Below are 25896 nucleotides of genomic sequence, written 5' to 3' on the forward strand. Positions count from 1 at the left end.
GGGCCGGGCGGTCCGGTGCAGTCGGCGGTTGGGCAGCACCCTCAAGGGGCGCGGAGAACTGCTCGACCAGCCACAACGGCGCCGCAGACAAACAACGGCCAAGCAGGCGCTAGCCAAACGCGTCGATCACCTTCCTCAGCATCCACTCGAACGCCGCCTCCAGATCGATCGGCCCGGAGTCCTCCATGAAGGCCGCGGCCATGCGCGGATACGCCCCGCTCGCGATCTGGCTGCCCAGATAGGCGATCCGCACCGCGTTCTCCTGCTCCTCGGACCAGGGCAGCGAGCGGGTGCGCTCGGCCGTCGCCAGTTCGTTGCCGACATACGTCGTCACACAGCCGTTCAGCAGCGCGATGAGCTGGATCTTCGTGCCGTAGGTCGCCTCCAGCGGGTCCAGGCAGGCCAGGCAGTGCTCCAGGTACCGCAGCGAGTTGGGGCTGAAGCCGTAGACCGGGGACATCAAGGCGGGCAGCCAGGGGTGGCGGCGCATCAGTGCTCGGGTCTGGCGGGCGGCCCGGAGCATGTCGGCCCGCCAGTCGCCGCTCGGCTCCCACAGCTCGTGCTCGCCGCCGACCGCGTCCACCATCAGCTCGTGCAGGTCCTCCTTGCGGGGGACGTAGTTGTACAGCGACATCGTGCCGCAGCCCAGTTCGGCGGCGACGTGCCGCATGGAGACCGCGTCGAGTCCCCCGGCGTCGGCGAGCCGCACCGCGACGGCCGCGATGTCGGCGCGCGTGAACGCAGGCTTGGGCCCCCGCCCCGTCCGCTCGGGACGGGCCCAGATCACTTCGGGTACGGCCGCTCGGCCTGCCATCGATCATCACCTCGGCCACCATCCTAGTTACGTACAGCGTACGTAGTGCGCTATGGTCAGGGTATGACAACTACGTACGCTGTACTTAGTGAGGGTCTGGAGAAGCGGTTCGGCGAGGTGCGTGCCCTGCGGGGCCTCGACCTCGCCGTCCCGCAGGGCACGGTCTGCGGGATCCTCGGGCCGAACGGGGCGGGCAAGACCACGGCCGTACGGCTGTTGACCACGCTGCTGCGCCCGGACGCGGGGTCGGCCAGGGTCGCGGGCCACGACCTGGTCCGGGAGGCCGCGGCCGTACGGCGCGCCATCGGCGTCACAGGGCAGTACGCCTCGGTCGACGGGGACCTCACCGGCCGCCAGAACCTGCGGCTCTTCGGGCGGCTGCACCGGGTGCGCGGGCCGGCCGAACGGGCCGACGACCTCCTGGCCCGCTTCGGGCTGACCGAGGCCGCCGACCGGCCCGCCGCCACCTACTCGGGCGGAATGCGGCGCCGCCTCGACCTCGCGGCGAGCCTGATCCGCCGCCCCGACGTCCTGTTCCTCGACGAGCCGACCACGGGTCTCGACCCGGCCAGCCGGGGCGACATCTGGGACGCGGTCCGCGAGCTCAAGCAGGACGGCACGACGATCCTGCTGACCACGCAGTATCTGGAGGAGGCCGATCAACTCGCCGACGACATCGCCCTGGTGGACCGGGGGAGGGTCGCGCACACGGGTTCGCCGTCCCAGCTCAAGGCGCTCATCGGGACCTACGTCGAGGTCGTCGTCGCGGATGCGGACGTGCTGGTGCAGGCGGCGGGCGTCCTCGATCAACTCACCGGCGGTGAACCGTCGTTCGACCACGCCCGGAACTCCGTCGGCTCGGTCACCAGGGACACCACGCTCACGCTCCCCCGGCTGGTGCGCGAACTCGACGCGGCGGGCGTGCCGTTGCTGGACGCGAGCCTCAAACCGCCCACCCTCGACGACGTGTTCCTGCGTCTGACGGCAGAAGAGTCGACCGGAGAGGAGGTAGCCGCATGAGCAGCACGCTCGCCTACGACGGCACGGCCATGCTGGGCCGCCAGCTCCTGCGGGTCCGCAACAACCCCGCGCTGGCGATCCTCACCCAGACCATGCCGATCACCATGCTGTTGTTCTTCGGCTACGTCTTCGGCAGCGCGCTGGCGATGCCGGGCGCCGAGTACCGCTCCTTCCTGGTGCCAGGGCTGCTGGTGGCGACCGCCGCCAACGGGATCATGACCGGCATGTTCCAGGCCGCCCAGGACGTCCACCGGGGCGTGACGGACCGGCTGCGCACGATGCCGATGAGCCGGGCGGCGGTGCCGCTCGGGCAGGCCGCGGCCGACCTCGTGGTCACTACGGCGGGGACGGTGCCGTTCCTGCTGGTGGGGCTCGCGGTGGGCTGGCGGGTGGAGGGGTCGGCGGCCGCTGCGATCGCCGCGGTGGGCCTGTTGCTGCTGTTCCGGTTCGCGTGCACCTGGGTCGGGATCTTCCTCGGGCTGCTCTCCCGCAGCGAGGAGGCGGCCGGCCAGCTGGGCAGCGCGACGTTCATGCTGCCGCTGCTGTCCAACGCCTACATCCCCACGGACAACCTGCCCGGCTGGCTGCGCACGGTCGCCGAGTGGAATCCGATCAGCGCGGTGACCACGGCCCTGCGGGACCTGTTCGGCAACGCGCCCGTGCCGGACGGAGCCGCCTGGCCGGTGGCCCATCCGGTCGCCGGGTCGCTGGCCTGGTGCGCGGTGCTGCTCGCGGTGTTCGCCCCGCTCGCCGTGCGCCGGTACGCGCACGGCGAGCAGTGAACTCCTAGGTCTGGGGCGTGAGTTCGGGGCCGAGCGAGGAGAACTTCTCCTGCGACACGACCCGCTGGGGCGGCCAGGTGATGTTCTTCGGCGGCCACGTCTGGCCGGTCTTCTCCAGGAACCACGCCGGAGGTTCGTACATCGGCGGCTCGTAGCCCTCGGGCAGGGCCGTCTTCCACTCGACGCCCTGCGTCCGTTCCTCGAACTCGTCCTTGATCGCCTTGAGCCGCTCGGGCTGGGTGAGCAGGTCGACGGCCGTCGCTGCCAGGTACTTGGCGGCGGCGAGCACGGCCGCCTGACCGGGAGCGGCCGCGGCGCAGGACGCGGTGGACCAGGTGTGCATCTTGGTGCCGATCGGGGCGAGGGCGGCGCCCATGGAGACGGTGGGCACGTTCCAGCTGATGTCGGCGACGTCCGTGGAGCCGCCGCCCATGAACACCGGGTTGGGGGCGGTGAGTTCGGCGACCTCCGCGTGCATGCCCTTCTGCGGCAGCCCCAGGGACTCCTGGAGCTCCATCGCCAACTCGTGGGCCTCGCCGCTGAATTCGGGCGCGCCGATCTGCCGCATGTTGTCGTGCATCAGCTCGGCGAAGGACCTGGAGGGCAGCTGGTTCCAGCAGGCGGAGGTGACGCGGTGCCGCACCTTCGTCTGCGAGGCCCCGGCGGCGGCCTCGGCGACGGCGATCACCTTGTCGAGCAGGACCTGGACCCGGGCGGGACTGCCTTCTCGTACGTAGTAGGAGATCTCGGCGATCTCCGGGGTCACGTTCGGGATGTCCCCGCCGTTGTTGATCACCCAGTGCAGGCGTCCGCTCGCCGCCAGGTTCTCCTCGCGCAGGAACTCCGACATCGTCGCCATCATGACTGCGGCGTCCAGCGCGCTCTTGTTGCCGAGCGGGGTGCCGCCGTGGCCGGCGACGCCGAGGAAGGTGAAGGTCACGGCCGCCATCGCGGTGTGCGAGCCCCAGCCGGTGGCGTTGGACGTCGACGGGTGCCAGTCGAGGAACGCGTCGAGACCGTCGTAGACGCCCTTGCTGACCGCGTATGTCTTGCCGATCAGCATCTCCTCGGCGGTCGAGCCGAAGAACTTCACGGTGACCGGCAGCCCGTGCCGACGCGCGGCCTGCGCGACGGCCGCCGCCGCTGCCGCTGCCGCCGTGCCGAGGGCGCTGTGGCCGCAGCCGTGGCCCGGGCCGTAGCTCGGTGCGAAGGGGTCGTGGATGTACTCGCGCGGGTCGTGGTGGCCGACGCCCTTGTGCTGTGAGAGGCCGGGCAGCGCGTCGTACTCGCCGCTGAAGCCGAGGACGGGGCCGTCGGTGCCGTGGGAGAAGGTGGCGGTGAACGCGGTCGGGAAGCCGGCCGTGCCGAACTCAACGTCGAATCCCGCCTGTTCGAGGAAGGTCGCCTCGGCGAGGGAGGAGTTCCACTCGCGCAGGCTGAGCTCGGCGTTCTCCCAGATCTCGGAGTTGAGGCCGGTGATCCGGTCGGAGTGGTCCTTGATCCATTCCAGTGCGGCCGTCTTGGCCGGGCTGTCCCGGGCGAGGCCGGTGGGAGCCTCGTAGTTGGACGCGGTGCGATCAGCCGAGGCTGAGGCCGCGATCGCGGGATCGGCCTCGGTGGTCGACGTGCTCTGCTCATGGTGATCGTGCAGGTCACACACGCGCGCCTCCGGCGGTCGAGGATCGGTGCATCAGCCACGTGGAACGTGCGAACGATCAACAACCCTGGACCGGAGACGTTGCCGGGTCAACATGCGTGCATGCCAAAGGTGTTACGCGCGGGGAGGGGAAGGCCGAGAGAGCGGGGGTCGTACCCGCGCTCGGCGGACACACCTGGACGCTGCTGCATGCCGTGGGGATGACGGACGACGGGATCGCAGCACGCGCCGCGGCGGTGTGGCCGCCCGAGCGCGGATCAGGAACGTCTGAGCGCGGTGCTCAGCGCCCGCCGAACAGCGAACGGCGCAGTCTGCGCAGCGGTGCGAAGAGCGAGACGCGACGGACTCGCGCACCCCTGTCGCTGCGGTTCTGCGTGGTGTCACGGGCGGTCAGCTCGAGCATCAGCGAGGTCGCCTCAGCCGCTTCCCGCTGCGGGACGACAGGACCGCCCAGCACCGAGAGATGGCGGTCGAGGCGCGAACTGGTCGCGCTGCTCCCGCAAGTGATCGCAGGGACCCTCGCCCTGCTGCGCACTGTTATCTGTTCCATGTCACTCCCCACCCGTACGAGTCCACCCGGCCCGGGCAGGGTAACCCTATCGCCACCTTGGGGCACTCGTGTATCGCGGTCACAGGATTCACCTTCCCCGTAAGGGTGTTGACGACCCCTCCTTGATTACGCTCCGAATCCAACCGATTTCAGGGCGAGTTGGACAACTGGCTGAGTAGTGGGCTGCACGGAGCCCCCGTCGGGCTCGACGGTCACAGCGAGTGACGTAGCGGATTTATCGAGGCCGGAGGCGACCAAGGGCGTGTCGGCGGCGAAGAGGCCCAGGGAGCGCGGTTGCGCATCGGGGCGCATGAGCCACAGTTGGCGCACCCGGCCGCTCGGCGGCGCGCTGTATCCGCTCAGGGTGACGACCGCTTGCCCCTCCGATGCGGAAGCGACCACCCCGATACTTCGGCCGTCGGCATCCTGGCCGGTGGTCGCACGTGCGTCCGGGGCTGCGAGAACGTGGGCGATCTCACGCGCCTGAGCCTGCTGGGCGTCCAACTTGTCCTGGGTCTCGTTGGCCTGCACGGCGAACAGCGAGGCGACGACGAGGGCCGCGGCGGCGGTGGCGGTCGCGAAGGGCACGAACAGCGGGCGCCGCTGACGCACGCGCGGCGGCGGCTGGGCTCCCCACACATGGGGCGGCAGCTGGGGTGTACGCGCGTGTGCCGGCTCCGGCTGCCGGACCGGCTCCTGCGGTGTCGCGCGTACGGCGGCCAGCACCCGGTCGCGCATCGCGGCCGGCGCCGGGGCGGCGGTGGACCAGGCGAGGCGCACGGCGTCCTCGGACAGGGTCCGTACCTCGGCGGCACACATGGCGCAGTTCTTGAGGTGCTGCTCGAAGCGGGCCCGTTCCTTGGGTTCCAGCGCGTCGAGGGCGTAGGGAGCGGCGAGGGAGTGGAGATCCCCACGGCGGAAGAGGCTCATGCCACACCTCCCAGGCACTCCCGCAAGCGGGTCAGTCCGTCACGCATCCGCGTCTTCACCGTGCCCAGCGGCAAGGAGAGCCGCTCGGCCACTTCACGGTACGTGTAGCCGTCGTAGTAGGCGAGGGTGACCGACTGGCGCTGCAGCGCCGTGAGGCGGTCCAGGCACCGGCGTACCCATTCGCGTTCGAGGCCGGCCTCGACCTCCTCGGTCACCTGGTCGAAGGCGGGGTGATGCGACCGGCGTGCCTCGCGCTGCTCGCGTTCGCCGGCCGCGCGGGCGCTGCGCACCCGGTCGACGGCCCGGCGGTGGGCGAGGGTGAGGATCCAGGAGAAGGCGCTGCCTCGTCCGGGGTCGAACTTCGCGGCGGACCGCCAGAGTTCGAGCAGCACTTCCTGGGAGACCTCCTCGGACTGCGCCGGGTCGCGCACCACGCGCCGTACGAGCCCGAACACCGGCCCGGACACCAGTCCGTAGAGCTCCTCGAATGCCTTCTGGTCACCACCCGCCACGAGTACCAGAAGCTCGTCCGCCTCCAACTCGTCTCCCCCTCCCGCAAGGCCGCATCTGGGACGCCGTCCCGTCCCACGAGGTATTCGCAACGAACCCACCTCCGGATGGGGTTACGGATCAGACGGCGGAAAACGCGGGTCGCCCGGCGATGAAACAAGTTCTGCGTCGCGCCGTAAAAACGTTTGGCATTCGACCAATCCGCCCTGCCGACCGCTCCGAATCGCGTTCGTCAGGCAAGTTGGACTGAGGACGGACGGCATGACACCTATCTCCAGGAGCGGTGCGGGACGCAGGAGTCTCGCGACCGTCGTATGTGGTGCGCTGGCCGCCGGGGGGCTCGTAGCCGCCGGCGTGGCCACGCTGGAACCGGGGGCGGCCTCCGCCTCCAGCCACCGGGAAGCCCCGCTGATCTCGGGGCAACCCCAGTACGACAACACGGACGTGTACGCGTTCGTCAGCCCGGACCACCCGGACACGACGACGCTCGTCGCCAACTGGATCCCCTTCGAGGAACCGGCCGGCGGACCGAACTTCTTCCCGTTCGCCGAGGACGCGCAGTACGACCTGCACATCGACAACAACGGTGACGCGCAGGGCGAGCTGCTGTTCCGGTACACGTTCAAGACCCACACGAAGAACAAGAAGACGTTCCTCTACAACACGGGCCCGGTCACCAGCCTCGACGACCCGGACCTCAACATCACGCAGACGTACGACATCGAGCTGTTCAAGCTGCACAACCAGAAGGTCGTGTCGAAGACGAAGCTCGCGGACGACGTGCCGGTGGCACCGTCGAACGTCGGCAAGGCGTCGATGCCGGACTACGCCACGCTGCGCGACCAGGCGGTCCACGAGCTCACGAGCGGCGCCAAGACGTTCGCCGGACAGGCGGACGACCCGTTCTTCCTGGACCTGCGCGTCTTCGACCTGCTGTACGGCGGGAACCTCACCGAGGTCGGCAACGACACGCTCAAGGGCTACAACGTCAACTCGATCGCCCTGCAGGTCCCGACGGACATGATCACCGAGTCGGACGACCAGCCGATCGTGGGCATCTGGTCGACCACCCAGCGCAAGAACGCGCAGGGGTACTACTCGCAGGTCTCACGCCTGGGCATGCCGCTGGTCAACGAGGTCGTCAACCCGATCAAGGACAAGGACAAGTTCAACGCGTCCTCGCCGTGGGACGACGCGCAGTTCCTGAAGAACGTGACCAACCCGGAGCTGCCGAAGCTCATCGAGGCGATCTACAAGATCAAGGCGCCGGACGAGCCGCGCAACGACCTCGTCGACGTCTTCCTGAAGGGCGTGGAGGGCCTCAACCAGCCGCCGCACGTACGGCCGGCGGAGGAGCTTCGCCTCAACACGTCGATCAAGCCGGCGGACAGCCCCAAGCGGCTGGGCGTCCTCGACGGTGACAACGCGGGCTTCCCGAACGGGCGTCGGCTCGCCGACGACGTGATCGACGCCTCGCTGCAGGTCGTCGAGGGTGAACTGGTCGGTGCCAAGAACGACCTGGGCGACGCGGTCGACAAGAACGACAAGGACTTCGAGAAGGCCTTCCCGTACGTCGCACTGCCGACGGAGGGTTCACGCGGTCCGCTCGCCAAGGGCACGACCGAGGGCAACGACGTCCGCAACCAGCTCGGCGACGCGCTGCAGCCTGCCGGTTCCTCCGGCTCGGACAACACCACCCTGATCGCCGCCTCCGCGGGCGCCGGCGCGGCCGGCATCGCCCTCATCGGCGCCGGCCTCCTGTGGTGGCGCCGGATGCGGGACCGGGCGTACTAGGAGCTCCGCTGGTCATGCGGTTCGTCTACCGCGGGCCGGTGGGGGCCGGTCGCGCAGTTCCTGCGCTGAGGCCCTGTGAACGGCGGATCGGGCGGCTCCTCGAAGCGGCGCCGCCCGATCCGCGGACTCCGGTCCATCCACCGACTGGCGCGGCCCGCTCGTACCCATCCCCCACGGCGCGGGCCGCGCCTGCACGACACCTTCCGTGAACAGCACACTGACCGAGGAGAGGGCATGCCCCGGCGTACGAACGACGGCGCACCGGCCGGCGACAACGGCGCGGATTCGACCACGCCGCCGAAGCCCACCGAGGGCCGGCCCACCGGACGAGTGGCCTCCGACCGGGCGATCGCCTCCCGGCAGGATGCAGTGGGGCGCGAAGCCGCGGGGAGCGAGTCCGCGGGGCACGGGACTGCCGAACACGGCGCAACCACGTCGACCGCCGCCGAGCGCTCCGACACCGGGCCCGAGCCCTCCGCACAGGAAACCACCAAGCGCAGGACCACGGGACGTGAGCCCGCCGGCCAAGGGGCTGCCGGAAACGGCACAACCGGACCGACTGTCGCCGAGTGCGCCGGCACCGGCCGAGAGGCCCCCGAACAGACAATCGCCGGGCACGAGCCCTCCGCACAGGAGACCGCCGCGCGCGAGACCGGGGGGCGTGACGCCGCCAAGCCGGCCAGGGGCAGGGCCCCCGAGCAGGACGCGCACCCGCAGTCCGCCCGCTCCCACACCCCTTCCGAAGTCACCCCCGACGACCAGCGTGTCGCCGCCCTCAGGCGGGTCGCGGCTGCCGGGCGGCGTTGGCGTGTGGGTCAACTCGCCGGATGCGCCGTGCTGTTGGCCGTCGCGCTGACCGCCGGGTCCATCGCTGTCGGGGCGATACGGGACGGAGGCACCGCCACGGTCGCCTCGGCGCCCGCCGCCGTCTCCCCGGGGCTCATGGCCGCCCGTGACCTCGACGCGAGTATCACCGCGCTGCAGGCCCATCTGCGGTCCCAGCCGAAGGACTTCGGCGGCTGGGCGACCCTCGGGCTCGCGTATGTCGAGCAGGCCCGGACAAAGGGCGACCCGTCGCGGTATCCGCAGGCCGAGCAGGCTCTGAAGCGTTCCCTCGCACTGCAGCCGGACAACGAGCAGGCCCTCGCCGGCCGTGCCGCCCTCGCCGCGGCCCGGCACGACTTCAAGGACGCCCTGGCCTACGCGGACCAGGTCCTGAAGCAGAACCCCTACAGCGAACGCGCCCTGTCCTCCCGTATCGACGCCCTCGTCGAACTCGGCCGCTACGCCGACGCGTCGAAGACCGCAGACCTCGCCGACGCCCGGCGTCCGGGTATCCCCGTCTTCACGCGCTACGCCTACGTCCACGAACTGCGCGGCGACGTCCGCACCGCCCGCGCGGTCCTGGAACAGGCCCTCGGCTCCGCCACCACCCCGGGAGACGTGGCGTACGTGGCGACCGCGCTCGGTCAACTCGCCTGGAACCAGGGCGACTACAAGACGTCCCTGACCGACTACGCCCGCGCCCTCGCCGCCGACGACACCTACCTCCCCGCGCTGGAGGGCCGCGCCCGCGCCCAGGCCGCGAGCGGCGACCGCGCCGCCGCGATCAAGGGCATGGAGGACGTCGTCTCCCGCTACCCGCTGCCCGGCCCGCTCGTCGAACTCGGTGAGCTGTACGAGGCCCGAGACGCCGAGGGCGACCAGGCGAAGGCCCGCGACCAGTACGCCCTCGTCGACGCCTGGACGGCACTCGCCCGCGCCAACGGCGTCAACGCCGACCTGGACACCGCGCTCGCGGCCGCCGACCACGGCGACAAGCAGTCCGCCCTGCGCGCCGCCCGCGCCGAGTGGGCCCGCCGCCACACCGTGCACACCGCGGACGCGCTGGCCTGGGCCCTGCACGTCAACGGCCGCGACGAGGAGGCCCTGCCGTACGCCCGGCAGGCCACCGCCACGGGCTACCGCAACGCCGCGTTCCTCTACCACCGCGGGATCATCGAGCGCGCCACCGGCCACCCGAAGGAGGCCAGCGCCTCCCTGACCGCGGCCCTGAAGCTCAACCCCGGCTTCTCACCCCTCGGCGCCCGCGAGGCCCGCTCGGCACTGGAGGCAGTCAAGTGAAGCCCCGACGGCGTCTGTTCGCCTCCGCCGGAGCCGTCCTCACGGCAGCCTGCGCGCTCGCTCTGTTCCCTTCCGGCAGCGCGAGCGCACACCCCCTCGGCAACTTCACCGTCAACCGCTACGACGGTCTCGTCGTCGCCCCCGGCGCACTCCGCGTCGACCACGTCGAGGACCTCGCCGAGATCCCGGCGACCCAGGCGAAGCCGGATATCGAGAAACTCGGCGTGACCGAGTGGGCCGGGCAGCGGTGCGAGAAGGCGGCGGAAGGCAGCAAGGTCACCGTCGACGGACGTACGGTCGCCCTCACCACGGAGAGCAGCCACGCGCGCGTGCGGCCCGGTCAGGCCGGGCTGAACACCCTCCGGGTGGAATGCCGCCTGACCGCTTCCATGCCCGAGAACAAGACCGGCACCATCGCCCTCGGCTTCCACAGCGCGGGGGCGGACTCCGGCCCCGGCTGGCGGGAGATCACCGCGCGCGGCGACCGGATGACGCTCACCGCGTCGGACGTACCGACGAAGTCGATATCGAGTGAACTGACCAGCTATCCCCAGGAGTTGCTCTCCTCCCCCGCCGACACCGCCACCACGTCCCTGCGCGTGCGCACCGGCGGCCCGGCCCTGGTCGAGGAGCAGGGGGACGCCCCCGCCGCCTCCGTCCTGCCCCGCGGCGCCGACCGCTGGACCCGCGCCCTGGACTCCCTGGTCGCCCGCCACGACCTCACCGTCGGCTTCGCCGCGCTCGCCCTCCTCATCGCCGTGTTCCTGGGCGCGATGCACGCGCTCGCACCGGGCCACGGCAAGACCCTGATGGCCGCGGTCGCCGCCGCCCGGGGCGGCAAGGCGCGCATGAAGGACGTCCTGCCGCTGGCCGCCTCGGTGACGGTCACCCACACGCTGGGCGTGGTCGCCCTGGGCCTCCTGGTCACGGCCGGCTCGGCGGCAGCGCCGTCCGTGATCGCGTGGCTGGGCATCTCGAGCGGCGTACTGGTGACGGTGGCAGGCCTCACGCTGCTACGCCGAGCATGGCGCAACCGAAGCCACACACACGGGCACGACCACACCCACGATCACGGGCATGCGCACGACCATGACCACCCCCATGACCACGACCACTCCCATGACCACACCCAGGCCCAGGCCCAGGCCCAGGCCCACGAAAAGATCCCCGAGCGCCCGCTGGTCCTGGTAGCCGCACACAGCCACAGCGCGCCCACGACCGACGGTCACGGCAACGCCGTACACGGTCGTGCGCACCACCACCCGCACCCTCACGACCACAGCAACCCACGACCGAACGCCGGGCACGATCACCTACGCCACACCCACGGCGGCTTCACCCACACCCACTCCATCGCTCCCACCCTCCGCGGCACGATCCTTCTCGGCTTCGCCGGTGGTCTCGTGCCCAGTCCCTCCGCGGTCGTCGTGCTCGTCGGTGCGGCCGCCCTCGGCCAGGCCTGGTTCGGACTTCTCCTCGTCGTCGCCTACGGCGTCGGACTCGCCCTCACTCTCACCGCGGCCGGCTTCGCCGTCGTCAAGCTGGGTACCGGAGTCACCCGGGTGCTGGACAGGCGCCCCCGGCTGGCGGCGAGCCCGATGACCGCCCTGGTGCGCAGGACCGCGCCCCTGATGTCGGCGTTCGTCGTCGTGGCTCTTGGGGCCGGATTGGTGCTCAAGGGGGCGGCATCCGCACTCGGCTGAGCTACTTTTGGGGAGAAATCGCGCGGAGTATCACGCAGAGTGGAGATTTCGCTCGGATGCGAAGAGGGGGAGCCCGTGTCCGAAGAACCGGGCAGTGAACGTCTGATCGCGGGCCGCTACCGACTCCTGTCCCCGCTCGGCGAGGGCGGCATGGGAACCGTGTGGCGCGCCCGCGACGAGGTGCTGTACCGCGAGGTCGCCGTCAAGGAGGTGCGGGCGCCCGCCGGGCTGCCGGCCTCGGAGGTCGAGCGGATGTACGCCCGGCTGGAGCGCGAGGCGTGGGCCGCGGCCCGGGTCGCCAACCGCAACGTGGTGACCGTGTACGACGTGGCCACGCAGGACGGCCGCCCCTGGATCGTCATGGAGCTGGTCCGCGGCATCTCGCTGGCCGAACTCCTGGACGCAGAGGGCCCGTTGACCCCACAGCGGGCCGCGCACATCGGCGCCGAGGTGCTGGCCGCGCTGCGCGCCGCGCACGACGCCGGGGTGCTGCACCGGGACGTGAAACCGGCCAACGTCCTGCTGTCGAACGACGGCCGGGTGGTGCTCACCGACTTCGGCATCGCCATGGTCGAGGGCAGCTCCGCGCTGACGATGACCGGGGAGGTCATCGGCTCGCCCGAATTCCTCGCCCCGGAGCGGGCACTCGGCCGCACACCGGGCCCCGAGTCGGACCTGTGGTCGCTCGGCGTACTGCTCTATGCCGCCGTCGAGGGCAACTCCCCGTTCCGCCAGAACACCCCTCTCAACACCCTGCGCGCGATCGTGGACGAGGAGTTGCCGACACCGCACCGGGCCGGTCCACTCACCCCCGTGATCGAGGGGCTGCTGCGCAAGGACCCCGCCGAGCGGATGTCGGCCGAGCAGGCCGAGCAGGACCTGCGGATCATCGGCGCGGGCGGCACGCCCCGTGCGGACACCGTGCAGGCGGCGCCGCCGTACACCCCGACCATCGCGGCTTCCCAGCCCCAGACCCCATACCTGCCCCAGCAGCCGCCGACGGCACCGACGCGGCCCACCGTCCCGGCCGCGTCCACCACCACGACGACCCCGGACCGCAACCGCCGCGCCGCCGTCGTACTGATCGCGGGCCTGATCGCCCTCGCGCTGGCGATCGGCGGGCTGACGTACGCCCTGCTGAACGGCGGCGACGGCGGCGGCAAGGGCCGGGACACCGCCAAGAGCCAGAGCCCGGGCGTGAGTTCGCCCGCGGAGACCGGTACCGAGACGGAGAACGACAGCGGTCAGCCCCCACCCAGCGAGAACGAGAAGACCACGACCCAGCCGCCGCCGCAGTCGGTGGACGTCTCGCTGACGGGGTCGAACACGGACTACACCGGCGCCTGTCCGCCCCCGCAGGGCGAGGCGCCCTCCTTCACGGCGACGTTCACGGTGGGCCGGCTGCCGGCCCAGGTGAGCTACCGCTGGAAGTCGGAGGACGGCGAGATCATGGATCCGGGCTGGAAGACCATGTCGTTCCCGGCGGGCGGCGGCAAGACCAAGCAGGACACGGCGTTCGTGACGACGTACGACGAGAGCGGGACGTTCGAGAACGAGATCAGTGTGGAGGTCCGGGAGCCGGAGAAGACGACGTCCAACTCGGTTCCGTTCTCGGTGACTTGCGTGACGGAGGTCCCGACCCCGACTCCGACGGGCGAGACCTCCACCACTGCTGCCCCTTGACCTGCAAGAGTCAGGCCGCGCTGTTCAGTACCGGCAGATAGCCGCCGGACTGGCCGGCCGCGGTCGGGTGGTACGACTCGCCGATGTTGAGCCAGTTGACGCTGTGCAGCCAGGAACTGCCGGAGCAGATCTCGTGGCCGGTGAAGGCAGTCCGGACGTCGGCCCAGGTGAAGCCGTGGTCCGCGGCCCGCTTGGCGATCGCGGTGTCCAGGTAGTCGGCCGCGTCGTTGATCGCCTTCCGCTTGGTCTCGGAGAGGCCGAGGCAGGTGGTGCCGAGCTTGTAGAAGCGCGGGTAACCGAGCACGACCACATGGGCGTTGGGGGCCCTGGTGCTGATCGCGGAGTAGACGTTGTCCAGCTGGCCGGGCAGCGTCGAGTCGACGTACGCCTTCGCGGTGTTGATCCGGGAGACGCAGGAGCTGTCCGACTGGAGCACACAGGTCGTCATGACGTCGGCGAACCCGGCGTCGTTGCCGCCGATGCTGATCGAGACGAGGGCGGTGGCGGAGCTGAGCGGGGTCAGCTGGTTCGCCAGAACATCACCCGTACGGGCGCCCGAGCAAGCCGTGAAAGCGAATGACGAGGGTGAGTTGGCGGCCGCCCAGAGGTAGGGGTGGGCCTTCGTGCTGCGCTTGCAGTCGCCACTCGCGGAGAGGTAGCTGCCGGCGCCGACTCCCGAGGAATAGGAGTCGCCGAGGGCCACATAGGGGCCTGTGGCCGCGTGGGCCGTGCCCGTCCCGGTGAGGACGGCGACGGTGGCGAGGAGGAGTGAGCTGACGTATGCGGCAATTCGGGAACGTCTCATGGAACCTCCCTTTAGCAGGATCTCTGCCGTAACTGTCGTACCAACTACGCGTATCGACGGGAAGTGTCCATGCCAAAAGCAAGTCTGATTTCGTGAACATGACAGATTTGTTGACGCCTGCTCAGCTCTCTTGATCTACCCCCGTAGTTGGACCACTCTTTACTCCAGCCAGGAACGGAACGCGACGTTCCCGGTCGTGTGCGTCATCACGCACACCCCCCACTGACGCGCGCCCGACCCAGGCGTGCGTCGCCTATGAGGAGGACTCCCTCGTAATGGCACAACTGCGTAGCAAGAAGTTCCGGTTCGCCGCGATAACCAGCCTGGCGACCGCCGCCCTCGTGGGCGGGTTCACCGCCCTTCCCGCACAGGCCGCACCGGCCGAGGGCAAGGTCCTTGCCGCCGGCTCCCCCACAGCGATCAAGGACAGTTACATCGTCACGCTCAAGAAGGGCTCCGCCGGCTTCAAGGCGTCCTCGAGCGCGGGCAAGAGCCTGGTCAAGGAGTACGGCGGCACGGTCAAGAAGACGTTCGGCACCGTGCTGAACGGCTACACCGCCACCCTCTCCGCGACCGAGGCCAAGAGACTCGCGGCCGACCCGGCCGTGGCCTCCGTCGAGCAGAACCAGACCTTCGAGCTGGCCGACACCACGCAGTCCAGCGCCCCCTGGGGCCTGGACCGCATCGACCAGGCCGCGCTTCCGCTTTCCGGCACCTACACCTACCCGGACACCGCGGGCAGCGGCGTGACGGTGTACGTCATCGACACCGGCGTCCGGATCACCCACACCCAGATCAGCGGCCGTGCCTCGTACGGCTACGACGCGGTCGACGGCGACACCTCCGCCGGCGACGGCAACGGTCACGGCACCCACGTGGCCACCACGATCGCGGGTACCACCTACGGCGTCGCCAAGAAGGCGAACATCGTGGCGGTCCGGGTGCTCGACAACAGCGGCTCCGGCACCACCGCGGGCGTCATCGACGGCATCGAGTGGGTCACCGAGAACCACACCACCCCGGCGGTCGCCAACATGTCGCTCGGCGGTTCCGCCTCCTCCTCGCTGGACTCGGCGGTCGCCGCCTCCATCGCGGACGGCGTGACCTACGCGGTCGCGGCGGGCAACAGCTCCGCCAACGCCTCCTCGTACTCCCCGGCCCGCGTCGCCAGCGCGATCACGGTCGGCGCGACCACCAGCGCGGACGCCAAGGCCAGCTACTCGAACTACGGCTCCACGCTGGACATCTTCGCCCCCGGTTCCTCGATCATCGCGGGCTACAACACCAGTGACACCGCCACCGCCACGCTCTCCGGCACCTCGATGGCGACCCCGCACGTCGCGGGCGCCGCGGCGGTCTACCTCGCCGGGCACACCTCGGCCACCCCGGCCACGGTCGCCTCGGCCCTGGTGAACGGCGCCATCTCCGGCGTGGTCACCAGCGCGGGCACCGGCTCGCCCAACAAGCTCCTGAAGCTCGTCCCGTAACACGCGCCGCTCGAAAGACCCGTTCCCCGGAGACACCTCGTGCCTCCGGGGAACGCCTGTCCGAGTCCGTACCAACAAGGCCACGAGGGCCCTCACCGTCTTGACGGCCCCCACGACGCTGAGCGACATTGAAGCCCGGCATCCGGCGCTTCAGGGGGCAAAGTCGCCAATGCAGACCATACGTGTCAAGAGATCTTCCAGAGCGTCCACGGACGACGCCGGGCAGGCGCGAGAGGGCTTGGGGAGAGACCTTTCGCCACTTCTCGCCGGCGCCGCGACCGCCGTGGGGGTGTTCGGCGCGCTCCTCGCGCTGACCGGCTCGGACTCGCCGCTGCGCGGTCCGCTCACGCTCTTCTTCCTGCTCGCGGCGCCCGCCGCCGCCATCGCCGCCGCACTGCACGGACTGGACCTCTTCGGCCGTGTCCTCGCCTCGGTCGCGGGCTCGGTCGTCCTCAACATGCTGGTGGCCCAGGGCATGCTGGCCGTGCACCGCTGGTCGGTGCGCGGCGGGATCGTGGCGGTGACCACGATCAGCTGCCTTCTTCTGCTCTTGGTGCTGATACGCCGGCGGCACGTCCGTGCGGCGAAGGGTCAGGAAAACTGACGTGGACATCAGCGTGTACCGCCCCGGCGAACTGAGTGCGGCCGATCGGGCGGCGTGGACGGCGTTGCAGTCCAAGGCCCATCTGCACGGTTCGCCCGAGCTGGCGAACCCGTTCCTGTCCCCCGAGTTCACGCTCGCGGTGGCCCGGTGCAGGCGGGGCGTGCGGATCGCGGTCGTACGGGAGCAGGGCGAGCCTGCCGCGTTCTTCCCGTTCCAGAGAACCGCGGCCGGCGTCGGCCGGGCCGTCGGTTTCGGTGTCTCGGACGCCCAGGGGCTGGTGCACCGGCCCGGGTTCGTCTGGGACGCCCGGGAGCTGCTACGGGCCTGCGGTCTCGCTCTGTGGGAGTTCGACCACCTGGTGGAGGGCCAGCAGCCGTTCGAGGCGGAGGCCTCCGGCAGCTTCCCGTCGCCGGTCATGGACGTCGACCAGGGCTACGAGGCGTATCTGTCCCAACTCCGCGCCCAGTCACCCAAGTTCACCCGCACCACACTCGCCAAGGAGCGCAGGCTCGGCCGGGACGCCGAGGACGTGCGGTACGTCTACGACGAGCGCGATCCCGCCGCCCTGCGCACGCTGATGGGCTGGAAGTCCGCGCAGTACCGCAGGACCGGCCGCAGCGACCGCTTCTCCCAGGGCTGGATCACCGGGCTGGTGGAACAGCTGTTCCACACCCGCTCAGAGCCGTTCGCCGGACTCCTGTCGGTGCTGTACGCGGACGGAAAGCCGATCGCCGCGCACTTCGGGCTGCGTACCGATCGGGTGCTCGCGTGCTGGTTCCCGGCGTACGACCCGGCGTACGCGAAGTACTCCCCGGGTCTGATCCTGCATCTGCGCATGGCTGAAGCCGCTGCCGCCGAGGGCATCGCCTACCTGGATCTGGGCAGGGGACAGAAGGAATACAAGGACTCCCTGAAGACACGGGAACTCAACGTGTCGGAGGGGTGGGTGACACGCCGTCACCCGGTCGCGGTCGGGCACCGCGCCCGCCGCGCGCCGGTACGAGCGCTGCGGAACGTCGTGGTGTCCCGGCCGGAGCTGTTCGAACCAGCCGACAAACTGCTCAAACGGGTGGGAAAGATCCGCTCGGGTCGTCGGTAGCAGTCAATCTGTAACGGTCAAACCAACAAAAACGTGAGGCCTCGTTCCAGGTCTTGCCATAGGGGTGCAATCGTCAATACCGTCGTACATCTCACCCGCATCGGTCCGTCATCTAGCGGCTCTAGGGGAGGGCTCAAGGACCGCGACTGACCGGCGCGGGGCGCGGTAGGGGGGTGCCGTGCTCGGTGACCGCACTGGTGACCGAGTCGTGCCGCGCGACCGGCTGTCGTTCGACGACGGCGGTCGGCCAGCTTTGCCAGCTCACCCGGCACGCACGGAGATCCTTCCGTCATGCCGTGAGTGAGAACCCCCCTTTCGAACCGGAGCAAAGAGCCGGGCCGCCCGGGGGCGGGCGGTCCACCGGACGAGAGGGAACCAGACTCATGAGTTCAGTTCTGCGCCCGGCGACTACGGGCCAGGATGCGTCCATAGCCAGCCAGTACCGACCGATCTCCTCTCACCTGGCCATAACGCCACCGGTGAGTGTGGTGATCCCTGCCATGAACGAGGCGGAGAATCTCCCGTACGTCTTCAAGACCCTTCCGGACTGGATCCACGAAGTGGTGCTTGTGGACGGCAACTCCACCGACGACACCGTCGAAGTGGCCCGCGGTCTGTGGCCGAACGTCAAGGTCGTCGAACAACAGGGCAAGGGCAAGGGGGATGCCCTGATCACAGGGTTCGAGGCGTGCAGCGGCGACATCATCGTGATGGTCGACGCGGACGGCTCGGCCGACGGCCACGAGATCGTCTCGTATGTCTCCGCCCTGGTCTCCGGTGCGGACTTCGCCAAGGGGTCCCGCTTCGCCAACGGCGGCGGCACCGACGACATGACCTTCATCCGCAAGCTCGGCAACTGGGCGCTGTGCACGATCGTCAACCGCAAGTTCGGCGCCCGCTACACCGATCTCTGCTACGGCTACAACGCGTTCTGGCGGCACTGCCTCGACAAGATCGACCTCGACTGCACCGGCTTCGAGATCGAGACCCTGATCAACATCAGGGTGGTCAAGGCCGGGCTGAAGGTGCAGGAGATACCCAGCCATGAGTACCTCCGCATCCACGGCACCAGCAATCTGCGGGCCGTACGGGACGGGTTCCGGGTGCTCAAGGTGATCCTCGGGGAGCGCTCGAACCGGCGCGAGCTGCGCCGCCAGGCCCACCACTCTCCGATGCTCGACTCGGTCCGGGGAGAGGTGTCTTGAGCGATCTCGACATCTCCGTCGTGATCTGCGTCTACACCGAGGACCGCTGGGAGGACATCCTCGCGGCGGTCGCCTCGGTGCGGGCGCAGTCACGGCCGGCTCTGGAGACGCTGCTGGTCGTCGACCACAACGCGGCGCTCCTGGACCGGCTCACGAAGGAGTACAAGGAGACGGACTCGGTACGGGTGCTCGCCAACGCGGGCCCCCGTGGCCTGTCCGCGGGCCGCAACACCGGGATCGCCGCCGCGCGCGGCGAGGTGATCGCCTTCCTCGACGACGACGCCGTCGCCGAGCGGGAGTGGCTCCGGCACTTCGCCGCGGGCTACGCCGACCCGAGGGTCATGGCCGTCGGCGGCCGTACGGTGCCCATCTGGGCCTCGGGGCGCCGGCCGGCCTGGTTCCCGGAGGAGTTCGACTGGGTGGTGGGCTGCACCTACAAGGGGCTGCCGCCCGGCCTGGTGCGGGTGCGCAACGTGCTCGGCGGCAACGCCTCGTTCCGTCGTACGGCGTTCGACGCGGCGGGCGGTTTCGCCACCGGGATCGGGCGCGACGGCGACAAGCGTCCGCTGGGCTGCGAGGAGACGGAGCTGTGCATCCGCCTCAGCCGGGCCAGACCGGACGCGGTCCTGCTGATCGACGACCGGGCGGTCATCCACCACCGGGTGCCCGAGGCGCGCGAGCACTTCGGGTACTTCCGCACGCGCGCGTACGCCGAGGGCCTGTCGAAAGCCCTGGTGGCCCGAAGTGTCGGCGCCGACAAGGGACTTGAGTCGGAGCGTCGCTACGCCACCCGGGTCCTGCCGGCCGGAGTGGCGCGCGGGCTGCGCGACGCCGTACTGGCCCGACCGGGCGGCGCGGGCCGGGCGGGCGCGATCGTCGCCGGGGTGCTCACTACAGCGGGCGGGTACGTGGTCGGCAGCGTCCGGGCGAGGCGGGGAGGAGCCACGTTCTCGGTCGCGGAGATAGAGGGGGAAACGCATGCCTGAGGCACCTGTGCCGATCCTGATGTACCACGCGGTCGCGACCGACCCGAACGACGCCACGCGTGAACTGTCGGTGGCGCCGGAGGCGTTCGCGCGCCAGATGGAGCTGATCGCGGAGCTGGGCCTCACTCCGGTCAACACGGCGTCGCTCGCGGCCAGTTGGCGCTCCGGCCACCCGCTGCCCGAACGGCCCGTCCTGATCACCTTCGACGACGGCTACGAGGGCGTGCACCGGCACGCCCTGCCCATGCTCACCAAGCACGGCTTCACGGCCACGCTGTTCGTCTCGACCGGGTGGATCCGTGGTGCCTACGACACCGGGGGCGGCCTGGACACCATGCTGGACTGGGACCAGGTCCGTGAACTCGCCGCGGCGGACGTCGAGATCGGCGGGCACAGCCACACCCATCCGCAGCTCGACCAGCTCGACGACGCCGCGCTGCGCCACCAGCTGATCCACTGCAAGGAGATCGTCAGCGACGAACTCGGCACCGCACCCGTCTCGTTCGCCTACCCGTACGGCTACTCCAGCCGCCGGGTGCGACAGGCGGTGCGTGAGACGGGCTACGCCCAGGCACTCGCGGTCAACAACGGCCTCGCGCGCCGCCGGCAGGGGCCGTACGCCTTGACCCGTCTCACCGTGCGCCGCGGCACGACGGCGGAGGAGTTCGAGCGACTGGTCGAAGGCCGGGCGGTCGCCCGCGATTTCGCCCGGGACCGTGCCCTGACCAAGGGGTACGCGTTGGTCCGAAGAGCACGACAGGTCCGCCGGAAGGTCTCCCGTTCCCGTGTCTGACACGACGACCACGACCGAGCCCGAGTCGACCGCGACCGAGGCGCCCGAGCAGTCGGGGCGCCGTCTTCGCCTGCCCGGACGGGGCAAGGGCGCGGGCGGCAGCCAGCTGTTCCGCAACGCCTACGCGCTGATGCTCAACACCGGGATCTCCGCGGTGCTGGGCCTCGGCTTCTGGCTGGCCGCGGCCCGCTACTACTCCGAGTCGGCGGTGGGCCAGGGCTCCGCCGCGATCGCCGCGATGAAGTTCCTCGCGGGTCTGACCGCGGTGGCCCTGACCGGGGCGCTGGCCCGCTTCATACCGGTCGCGGGCCGCGCCACCGGACGGCTCGTCTTCCGTACGTACGCGGGCAGTTCACTGGTCGTGGCGCTGGCCGCGGGTGCCTTCCTGCTGACGCTGGACATGTGGGGACCGTCGTACCGCTTCCTGCACGGGCCCCTCAACGGCCTCGGGTTCATCGTGGCCGTCGTCGCCTGGAACGTGCTCACGCTCCAGGACGGGGTGCTGACCGGGCTGCGCAGCGCGCTGTGGGTGCCGGTCGGCAACACCGTGTTCTCGGCGGTGAAGCTGGGGCTGCTGGTCGCCTTCGCGGTGGCGATCCCCACGACCGGCGTCTTCGTCTCCTGGGTCGCGGCGATCGCCTTCTCCGTGATCCCGCTCGGCTTTCTGGTGTTCCGGCGGCTGGCGCCCCGGCACATCAAGGCGACCGAGGATCACGCCAAACCGCCGACGCTGAAGGAGATCGGGAAGTTCCTCGCGGGCGACTACACCGGCTCGTTGTTCTCGCTCGCCGTGGTCTACCTGATCCCCGTGATCATCGCCTCGCAGGTCAGCTCCGAGGACAACGCGTACTTCTACATCACCACCACCATCGGCGGCACGGTCAACCTGCTCGCCATCAACATGGGCGCCTCCCTCACCGTCGAGGGCTCGCACGACCCGGGACGCCTGGCCGCCAACACCCGTGCCGCGCTCAAGCGCATGGCCCGGATCATGGTGCCGATCTGCGGACTGCTGTTCATCGGGGCGCCGTGGATCCTCGGTGTGTTCGGCTCGGGCTACGCGGACGCGGCGACCCCGCTGCTGCGCTGGTTCGCGGTCGGCGCGGTGCTGCGGGTCGTGATGGAGACGTACTTCGCGGTGCTGCGCGCGCAGAGCCGCACCTCCGGACTCGCCTGGCTGCAGGGGCTGTTGTGCGTCCTGGTGCTCGGCCTGACGCTGCTGCTGCTCCCCCGCATGGGCCTGACCGGCGCGGGCGTCGCGGAGATCTCCTCGCTCGCGGTGATCGTCGCGATCGCCGCGCCCAAGCTGTACAAGACCGTCCGCGGTACGTCGCCGGCCACGGTCCCCTCGGACGCGGCTCCCGACGGCGACCTCGCCGACCTGGGGGCGCGCGAGGTCACGGCCACGAGCCGGACGCGCCGGCCCGCCTGGGCGCTCGACCAGGACACCCTCGCCCTGGGCATCCACGTCGACCTCGACCACCTGGAACGCCGTCCCGACGTGCGTCCCGGCCCGGGTACGCCGCCCACGGGCACGCCGGTCGTCCGCCCGGAACGCGACCGGCCGACCTGGGCGCTCGGGAAGCCCGGGCTGGGGCTGCCCGTCGAGGCACGGGAGCCGGGCTCGGAGTCCTCGCTGGGCCCTGCCGAGACGGAGGTGGACGCGCCGTTCGAGGCGGCCTCCGACGCGGGAGAGGACGTACGGGAAGAGGCTCCCGTACGAGAGGAAGAGGTGCCGGAGCCCGCGGAACAGATCCCGCTCTCGTGGCGTGAGCGGCTGCAGCCCAGCCGGTTCGGTGTGGTCCTCGGTTGTCTGCTGGCCACCGCGCTCCTGCTGTACTGGGTGCCCGCACTGCGCCTCGGTGAGTCCGACCTGGACGAGATGGGCGGGCTCGGACTGATCTCCGTGCTGCCGACGGCCACCCTGATCGGGGCCGCGCTGCTGGTGGTGGTCTTCGCCTCGCTGCTGTGGCTGGGCCGCGAGCACAAGGCGCTGCTGCTGGTCACGCTGCTGGCGACCGTGGTCTCGCTGCACGCGCTGCCCGCGGTGATCGAGACCGAGCCGCGGTTCGCGACGGCCTGGCAGCACCTCGGGTTCATCGACTACATCGACCGGACCGGGTCGGCCGTCCCCGACCTGGACGCGCGCTGGAGCTGGCCGGGCTTCTTCGCGGCGGCCGCGTTCGTCGGCAAGGCCTGCGGGGTCACGGACTTCACCGAGATCATCCGCTGGTGGCCGACGGCGATCCAACTCCTCTATCTGGCACCGATGTTCCTGCTCGTGCGGCACATGCGGGCGAGCTGGCGGGCCAAGTGGACCGGCATCTGGATCTTCGTGCTCAGCGGCTGGGTCGGCCAGGACTACTTCTCCCCGCAGGGCTTCACGTATCTGCTGTACCTGGCCTTCGTGGCGACCCTGCTGGTCTGGTTCCGCGCGCCCCGCGTGATCTGGACGAAGAGGCGGCCCGGCGAGGTGGAGGTCGAGCCGACGAACCGCCGTCAACAGGCCGTTCTGCTGGCGGTGGTGATCGGGCTGTTCGCGGCGAGCGTCCCGGCCCACCAGCTCACCCCGTTCGTGATGCTGGGCGTGCTGGCGGTGCTCGTCCTGATCGGCAGGTCAGAACTGCGCGGCCTGCCCGTGCTGTTCGGCGTCCTGGTGGCCGTCTGGGTGGGCTTCATGGCCGAGCCCTACTGGTCCGGGCACTTCGACGAGCTGTTCGGCGGGGTCGGCGGCGTCGGCAGCAATGTCTCGTCGTCGGTGTCCGGCCGTATCGAGGGCGGCAGTTCGACCCACAAGCTCGTGCTGTACGTCCGCGTGCTGCTGGCCGGCGGTGTCATGGCACTCGCCTGCTACGGCTGGTGGCGGCGGCGCGAGCACAAGTACCGCGAGCGCTCGCTGCTCGTCCTCACCTTCGTGCCGTTCCTGGGCTTCGGCATGCAGTCGTACGGCGGCGAAATGGCCCTGCGCGTCTTCATGTTCGCGCTGCCGGGCGCGGCCCTGCTCGCCGCTCTGGCACTCTTCCCTCGCACCGGCGTCACCGCGAAGGAGCGCGACAAGGACCGGGTGAGCCTCGCCCCGATCGCCGCGCTGATGGCGGGCCTGATCCTCATGGGCGGCTTCCTGGTGGCCCGTTGGGGCAACGAGCCGTTCGAGCGGATCCAGCCCGGCGAGGTCGCCGCCATGGACTACGTGTACGCCCACGACGACCCGACGGTACGTTTGCTGTGGCTGAGCAACGACACGGTGAACAACGTGACCCCGGCGATGCCGTGGGGCGCGAAGGACATGGAGAAGGTCGAGTACGTGCCCACGCTGGCGCCGACGGACCCGGTGCTGGTGTCGAGCCTGGTCAAGGCGCTCAAGGACGCGGGCCCGAACTCGTATCTGATGGTCAACGTCAGCCAGGTCACCTATCTCCGGCTGGACGTGGGCTATTCGAACAGCTGGGAGCCCAGGCTGCTCGACAACCTGGACAACCGGAAGGAACTGAAGCGGGTCTTCACCAACGACGACGCGACGATGTACGCGCTGCGGGACCAGCCCGCGGGCAAGGTCCCGAAGGCCGACCCGGGTCCGATAGGGCCGCAGGTCACCTGGACGCCCTGGTCGGTCGTGGGTGCCCTCGCCGCGGTGGCGCTGATCCTGCTGCTGACGGCACGCGAGGTCGTCCGGGTCGCGGTGCGGCCGAGCGTGCGGCAGCTGCGGTGGCTGCAGAGCAGCTTCTGGTTCTCGCTGCCGCTGCTGGCGGTGCTGTTCGCGGCGCTGGTGCAGCGGTTCCTGACGATGAAGTGAGGGTGCATTCAGGAGGTCAAGTGGCTCAGCGGCTGAGCCACTTGACCTCGTACGCCTGCATCTCGAACCGCTTGCCGTCGACCTTCGCGCTGATCTGCCGGTTGAGGGTGTTGACCACCAGGACGGTCTTGTCGGTGGCGAGGACGCGGACGTTGGGCACGTCGTCGGCGGCCACCGGCACGGTCTGGTAGGCGGTGCCCGGCGGGAACGCGGCGCCGAACCGGCTGACGAGGTCGAACATGGGCAACTTCCGGCCGCCGTTCTTACCGCTGGTGGGTGTCCAGAGGCAGCCCGCGCAGTCCGTGCCCTTCTCGTTCTCCGGGTTCCAGTAGAAGGCGGAGGTGGTGCCGCCCTTGGCCAGGGCGATCAGTCCGGCGGCCTGGACGGCGACGCGGCGGGGCTCGGACCAGCCCTCGCGCTCGTCGTTGCCGTCGGCGGGTTCGACGTAGTACTCGGCCCACCACAGCGGCAGATCACCGGTCTGCTGACGCACCCACGTGCTCACCGCGGTGAACTTGTCGGTGGCCGCGAACTCGCCTGGCAGCATCTCGTCGTCGTTGGTGTAACTGGAGCCGTCCACGACCACGAAGTCGGCGCCCGCCTTGTTCTTGTTCCAGTAGGCGAAGGCGTCGAGGATCCGCCGGTCCATGGCGCCCCAGGCACCCTTGAAGGTCGGGGAGGCGTCCTCCGACCGCGGATCGACACTGTCCATCGACAGATACGGCCCGCCGACCATGATCTCCGGATTGACCTTCTTCAGCGCCTTGTAGACGAGGTTGTAGAGCTGTGTGTAGCCCTCGTAGTCCCAGCGTGCCTCGGCGTCGTTCCAGAAGCCCTTGAACTCGTTCCAGACGATGAAGTGGCGTACGTCCGGATAGCGCTTGGCGACGGTCGCCGCGAGCGCCGCGAAGTCCTTGAAGTGCGCGGGCTCCGGAGCGGTCTCCAGCGCGGACTGGCTCCAGTCCGTGTTGCCGACGCCGGCCTTCCCGCCCTTCATCCAGTCCGGGGCGCAGCACAGGGTGACGACCGGGGTGCCGCCCGACGCACGGATGAAGTCGACGCGGCGGTCCATGTCCTCGAAGTCGTAACGCCCCTTGACCGGCTCGGGGTTGTCGGATCCCCAGCCCATGATGTGCTGGATCTGCGGCAGCCCGCCGGCGTCCGCGAGCATTCCCTCGACCCGCTCGGTGGCGGCGGAGCTGCCCTCGTCGGCGCTGAACTGGGTGTGCGTGAAGCCCCAGCCCACCTCCGGGGTCTCCGCGTCCGGCGTGGTCGTGGGTGTGCCGTGCACCTTGTCGCCGTCGCGTGAGGTGCCGTCCGTGCCCGCGCCGTTCCCCGGAAGCGTGTTGAGGAGGGTCACAGCCAGTGCCAGAACCGCCGCACCCACGCCGAGAATCGCGGTGAGCCGCCACCGCCGTGCCCCCGAGGTCCACCCATGACGTCCCATCGAAGGCAACGGTAACGGCGAAAACGCCTGGGTGGGCAGATGTCGTAGATGCACAACCTTGTAACAGGAGGTAGCGGACACTCCGGGAACACGGGGCGCGGGCGACACAC

20 protein-coding genes are annotated in these 25896 nt (G+C 70.2%); 13 read left to right on the forward strand and 7 right to left on the reverse strand.

What is annotated here, in order from left to right:
• Positions 1 to 109: 109 nt before the first annotated feature.
• Entirely contained in the window at positions 110 to 814 is a 705-nt protein-coding gene (locus IG08_RS0128915; RefSeq protein ID WP_030608641.1) for a TetR/AcrR family transcriptional regulator, read from the reverse strand.
• A gap of 63 nt (positions 815 to 877) precedes the next feature.
• Between IG08_RS0128915 and IG08_RS0128920 the strand changes: the two genes are divergently transcribed.
• Positions 878 to 1834 carry a daunorubicin resistance protein DrrA family ABC transporter ATP-binding protein gene (locus tag IG08_RS0128920; protein ID WP_030608644.1) on the forward strand — a complete coding sequence of 319 codons (957 nt, stop codon included), beginning with the start codon at positions 878 to 880 and terminating at the stop codon, positions 1832 to 1834.
• Positions 1831 to 2616 (forward strand): ABC transporter permease, encoded by a 786-nt coding sequence (locus IG08_RS0128925; protein WP_030608647.1) that lies wholly within the window; start codon positions 1831 to 1833, stop codon positions 2614 to 2616. Before IG08_RS0128920 ends, IG08_RS0128925 begins: the two co-directional genes overlap by 4 nt.
• A gap of 4 nt (positions 2617 to 2620) precedes the next feature.
• On the opposite strand, the gene IG08_RS0128930 is transcribed toward IG08_RS0128925, so the two are convergent.
• The 4 genes from IG08_RS0128930 to IG08_RS0128945 all read right to left on the reverse strand — a co-directional run bounded on the left by IG08_RS0128930 (position 2621) and on the right by IG08_RS0128945 (position 6292).
• Positions 2621 to 4276 carry an amidohydrolase gene (locus IG08_RS0128930; protein ID WP_030608650.1) on the reverse strand — a complete coding sequence of 552 codons (1656 nt, stop codon included), beginning with the start codon at positions 4274 to 4276 and terminating at the stop codon, positions 2621 to 2623.
• Between the two features lie 277 nt (positions 4277 to 4553).
• Complete coding sequence (locus IG08_RS0128935; RefSeq protein ID WP_030608653.1) at positions 4554 to 4823, reverse strand: hypothetical protein; 270 nt, start codon at positions 4821 to 4823, stop codon at positions 4554 to 4556.
• Between the two features lie 126 nt (positions 4824 to 4949).
• Positions 4950 to 5753 (reverse strand): anti-sigma factor, encoded by an 804-nt coding sequence (locus tag IG08_RS0128940; RefSeq protein WP_030608656.1) that lies wholly within the window; start codon positions 5751 to 5753, stop codon positions 4950 to 4952.
• On the reverse strand, positions 5750 to 6292 hold the full coding sequence (locus IG08_RS0128945) for a sigma-70 family RNA polymerase sigma factor (RefSeq protein WP_030608659.1): 543 nt from the start codon (positions 6290 to 6292) through the stop codon (positions 5750 to 5752). Before IG08_RS0128945 ends, IG08_RS0128940 begins: the two co-directional genes overlap by 4 nt.
• 232 nt (positions 6293 to 6524) lie before the next feature.
• Here IG08_RS0128945 and IG08_RS0128950 point away from each other — a divergent pair, with 232 nt between their 5' ends.
• The 4 genes from IG08_RS0128950 to IG08_RS0128965 all read left to right on the forward strand — a co-directional run bounded on the left by IG08_RS0128950 (position 6525) and on the right by IG08_RS0128965 (position 13567).
• A complete protein-coding gene (locus IG08_RS0128950) occupies positions 6525 to 8057 on the forward strand; it encodes a DUF4331 domain-containing protein (protein WP_078655790.1) in 1533 nt (510 codons plus the stop codon).
• Between the two features lie 234 nt (positions 8058 to 8291).
• Positions 8292 to 10181 carry a tetratricopeptide repeat protein gene (locus tag IG08_RS0128955; RefSeq protein WP_234342999.1) on the forward strand — a complete coding sequence of 630 codons (1890 nt, stop codon included), beginning with the start codon at positions 8292 to 8294 and terminating at the stop codon, positions 10179 to 10181.
• Positions 10178 to 11884, forward strand: a complete 1707-nt coding sequence (locus tag IG08_RS0128960; RefSeq protein WP_030608669.1) for a HoxN/HupN/NixA family nickel/cobalt transporter — start codon at positions 10178 to 10180, stop codon at positions 11882 to 11884. The genes IG08_RS0128955 and IG08_RS0128960 overlap by 4 nt, the downstream gene beginning before the upstream one ends.
• 75 nt (positions 11885 to 11959) lie before the next feature.
• On the forward strand, positions 11960 to 13567 hold the full coding sequence (locus tag IG08_RS0128965; RefSeq protein WP_030608672.1) for a serine/threonine-protein kinase: 1608 nt from the start codon (positions 11960 to 11962) through the stop codon (positions 13565 to 13567).
• A 10-nt stretch (positions 13568 to 13577) separates the two neighbouring features.
• Here IG08_RS0128965 and IG08_RS0128970 read toward each other — a convergent pair whose 3' ends face one another.
• Complete coding sequence (locus IG08_RS0128970) at positions 13578 to 14372, reverse strand: SGNH/GDSL hydrolase family protein (protein WP_030608675.1); 795 nt, start codon at positions 14370 to 14372, stop codon at positions 13578 to 13580.
• A gap of 275 nt (positions 14373 to 14647) precedes the next feature.
• Between IG08_RS0128970 and IG08_RS0128975 the strand changes: the two genes are divergently transcribed.
• The 7 genes from IG08_RS0128975 (at position 14648) to IG08_RS0129005 (ending at position 24339) form a co-directional block, all read left to right on the forward strand.
• Entirely contained in the window at positions 14648 to 15859 is a 1212-nt protein-coding gene (locus tag IG08_RS0128975) for a S8 family peptidase (RefSeq protein WP_030608678.1), read from the forward strand.
• A gap of 238 nt (positions 15860 to 16097) precedes the next feature.
• Positions 16098 to 16463 carry a hypothetical protein gene (locus IG08_RS54520; RefSeq protein ID WP_234343000.1) on the forward strand — a complete coding sequence of 122 codons (366 nt, stop codon included), beginning with the start codon at positions 16098 to 16100 and terminating at the stop codon, positions 16461 to 16463.
• Between the two features lies 1 nt (position 16464).
• Positions 16465 to 17562: a GNAT family N-acetyltransferase gene (locus IG08_RS0128985; RefSeq protein WP_030608684.1), complete on the forward strand. Its 1098-nt coding sequence runs from the start codon at positions 16465 to 16467 to the stop codon at positions 17560 to 17562.
• Positions 17563 to 17945: 383 nt separating this feature from the next.
• Positions 17946 to 18767: a glycosyltransferase family 2 protein gene (locus tag IG08_RS0128990; RefSeq protein ID WP_030608686.1), complete on the forward strand. Its 822-nt coding sequence runs from the start codon at positions 17946 to 17948 to the stop codon at positions 18765 to 18767.
• Complete coding sequence (locus IG08_RS0128995; RefSeq protein WP_030608689.1) at positions 18764 to 19753, forward strand: glycosyltransferase family 2 protein; 990 nt, start codon at positions 18764 to 18766, stop codon at positions 19751 to 19753. The genes IG08_RS0128990 and IG08_RS0128995 overlap by 4 nt, the downstream gene beginning before the upstream one ends.
• Positions 19746 to 20546: a polysaccharide deacetylase family protein gene (locus tag IG08_RS0129000; RefSeq protein WP_030608691.1), complete on the forward strand. Its 801-nt coding sequence runs from the start codon at positions 19746 to 19748 to the stop codon at positions 20544 to 20546. The genes IG08_RS0128995 and IG08_RS0129000 overlap by 8 nt, the downstream gene beginning before the upstream one ends.
• Entirely contained in the window at positions 20539 to 24339 is a 3801-nt protein-coding gene (locus IG08_RS0129005; protein ID WP_030608693.1) for a lipopolysaccharide biosynthesis protein, read from the forward strand. The genes IG08_RS0129000 and IG08_RS0129005 overlap by 8 nt, the downstream gene beginning before the upstream one ends.
• Before the next feature lie 25 nt (positions 24340 to 24364).
• Here IG08_RS0129005 and IG08_RS0129010 read toward each other — a convergent pair whose 3' ends face one another.
• Entirely contained in the window at positions 24365 to 25786 is a 1422-nt protein-coding gene (locus tag IG08_RS0129010) for a GH39 family glycosyl hydrolase (protein WP_030608695.1), read from the reverse strand.
• Positions 25787 to 25896 lie beyond the last annotated feature (110 nt).

Source organism: Streptomyces fulvoviolaceus, assembly GCF_000718165.1.
Lineage (GTDB): Bacteria > Actinomycetota > Actinomycetes > Streptomycetales > Streptomycetaceae > Streptomyces > Streptomyces fulvoviolaceus.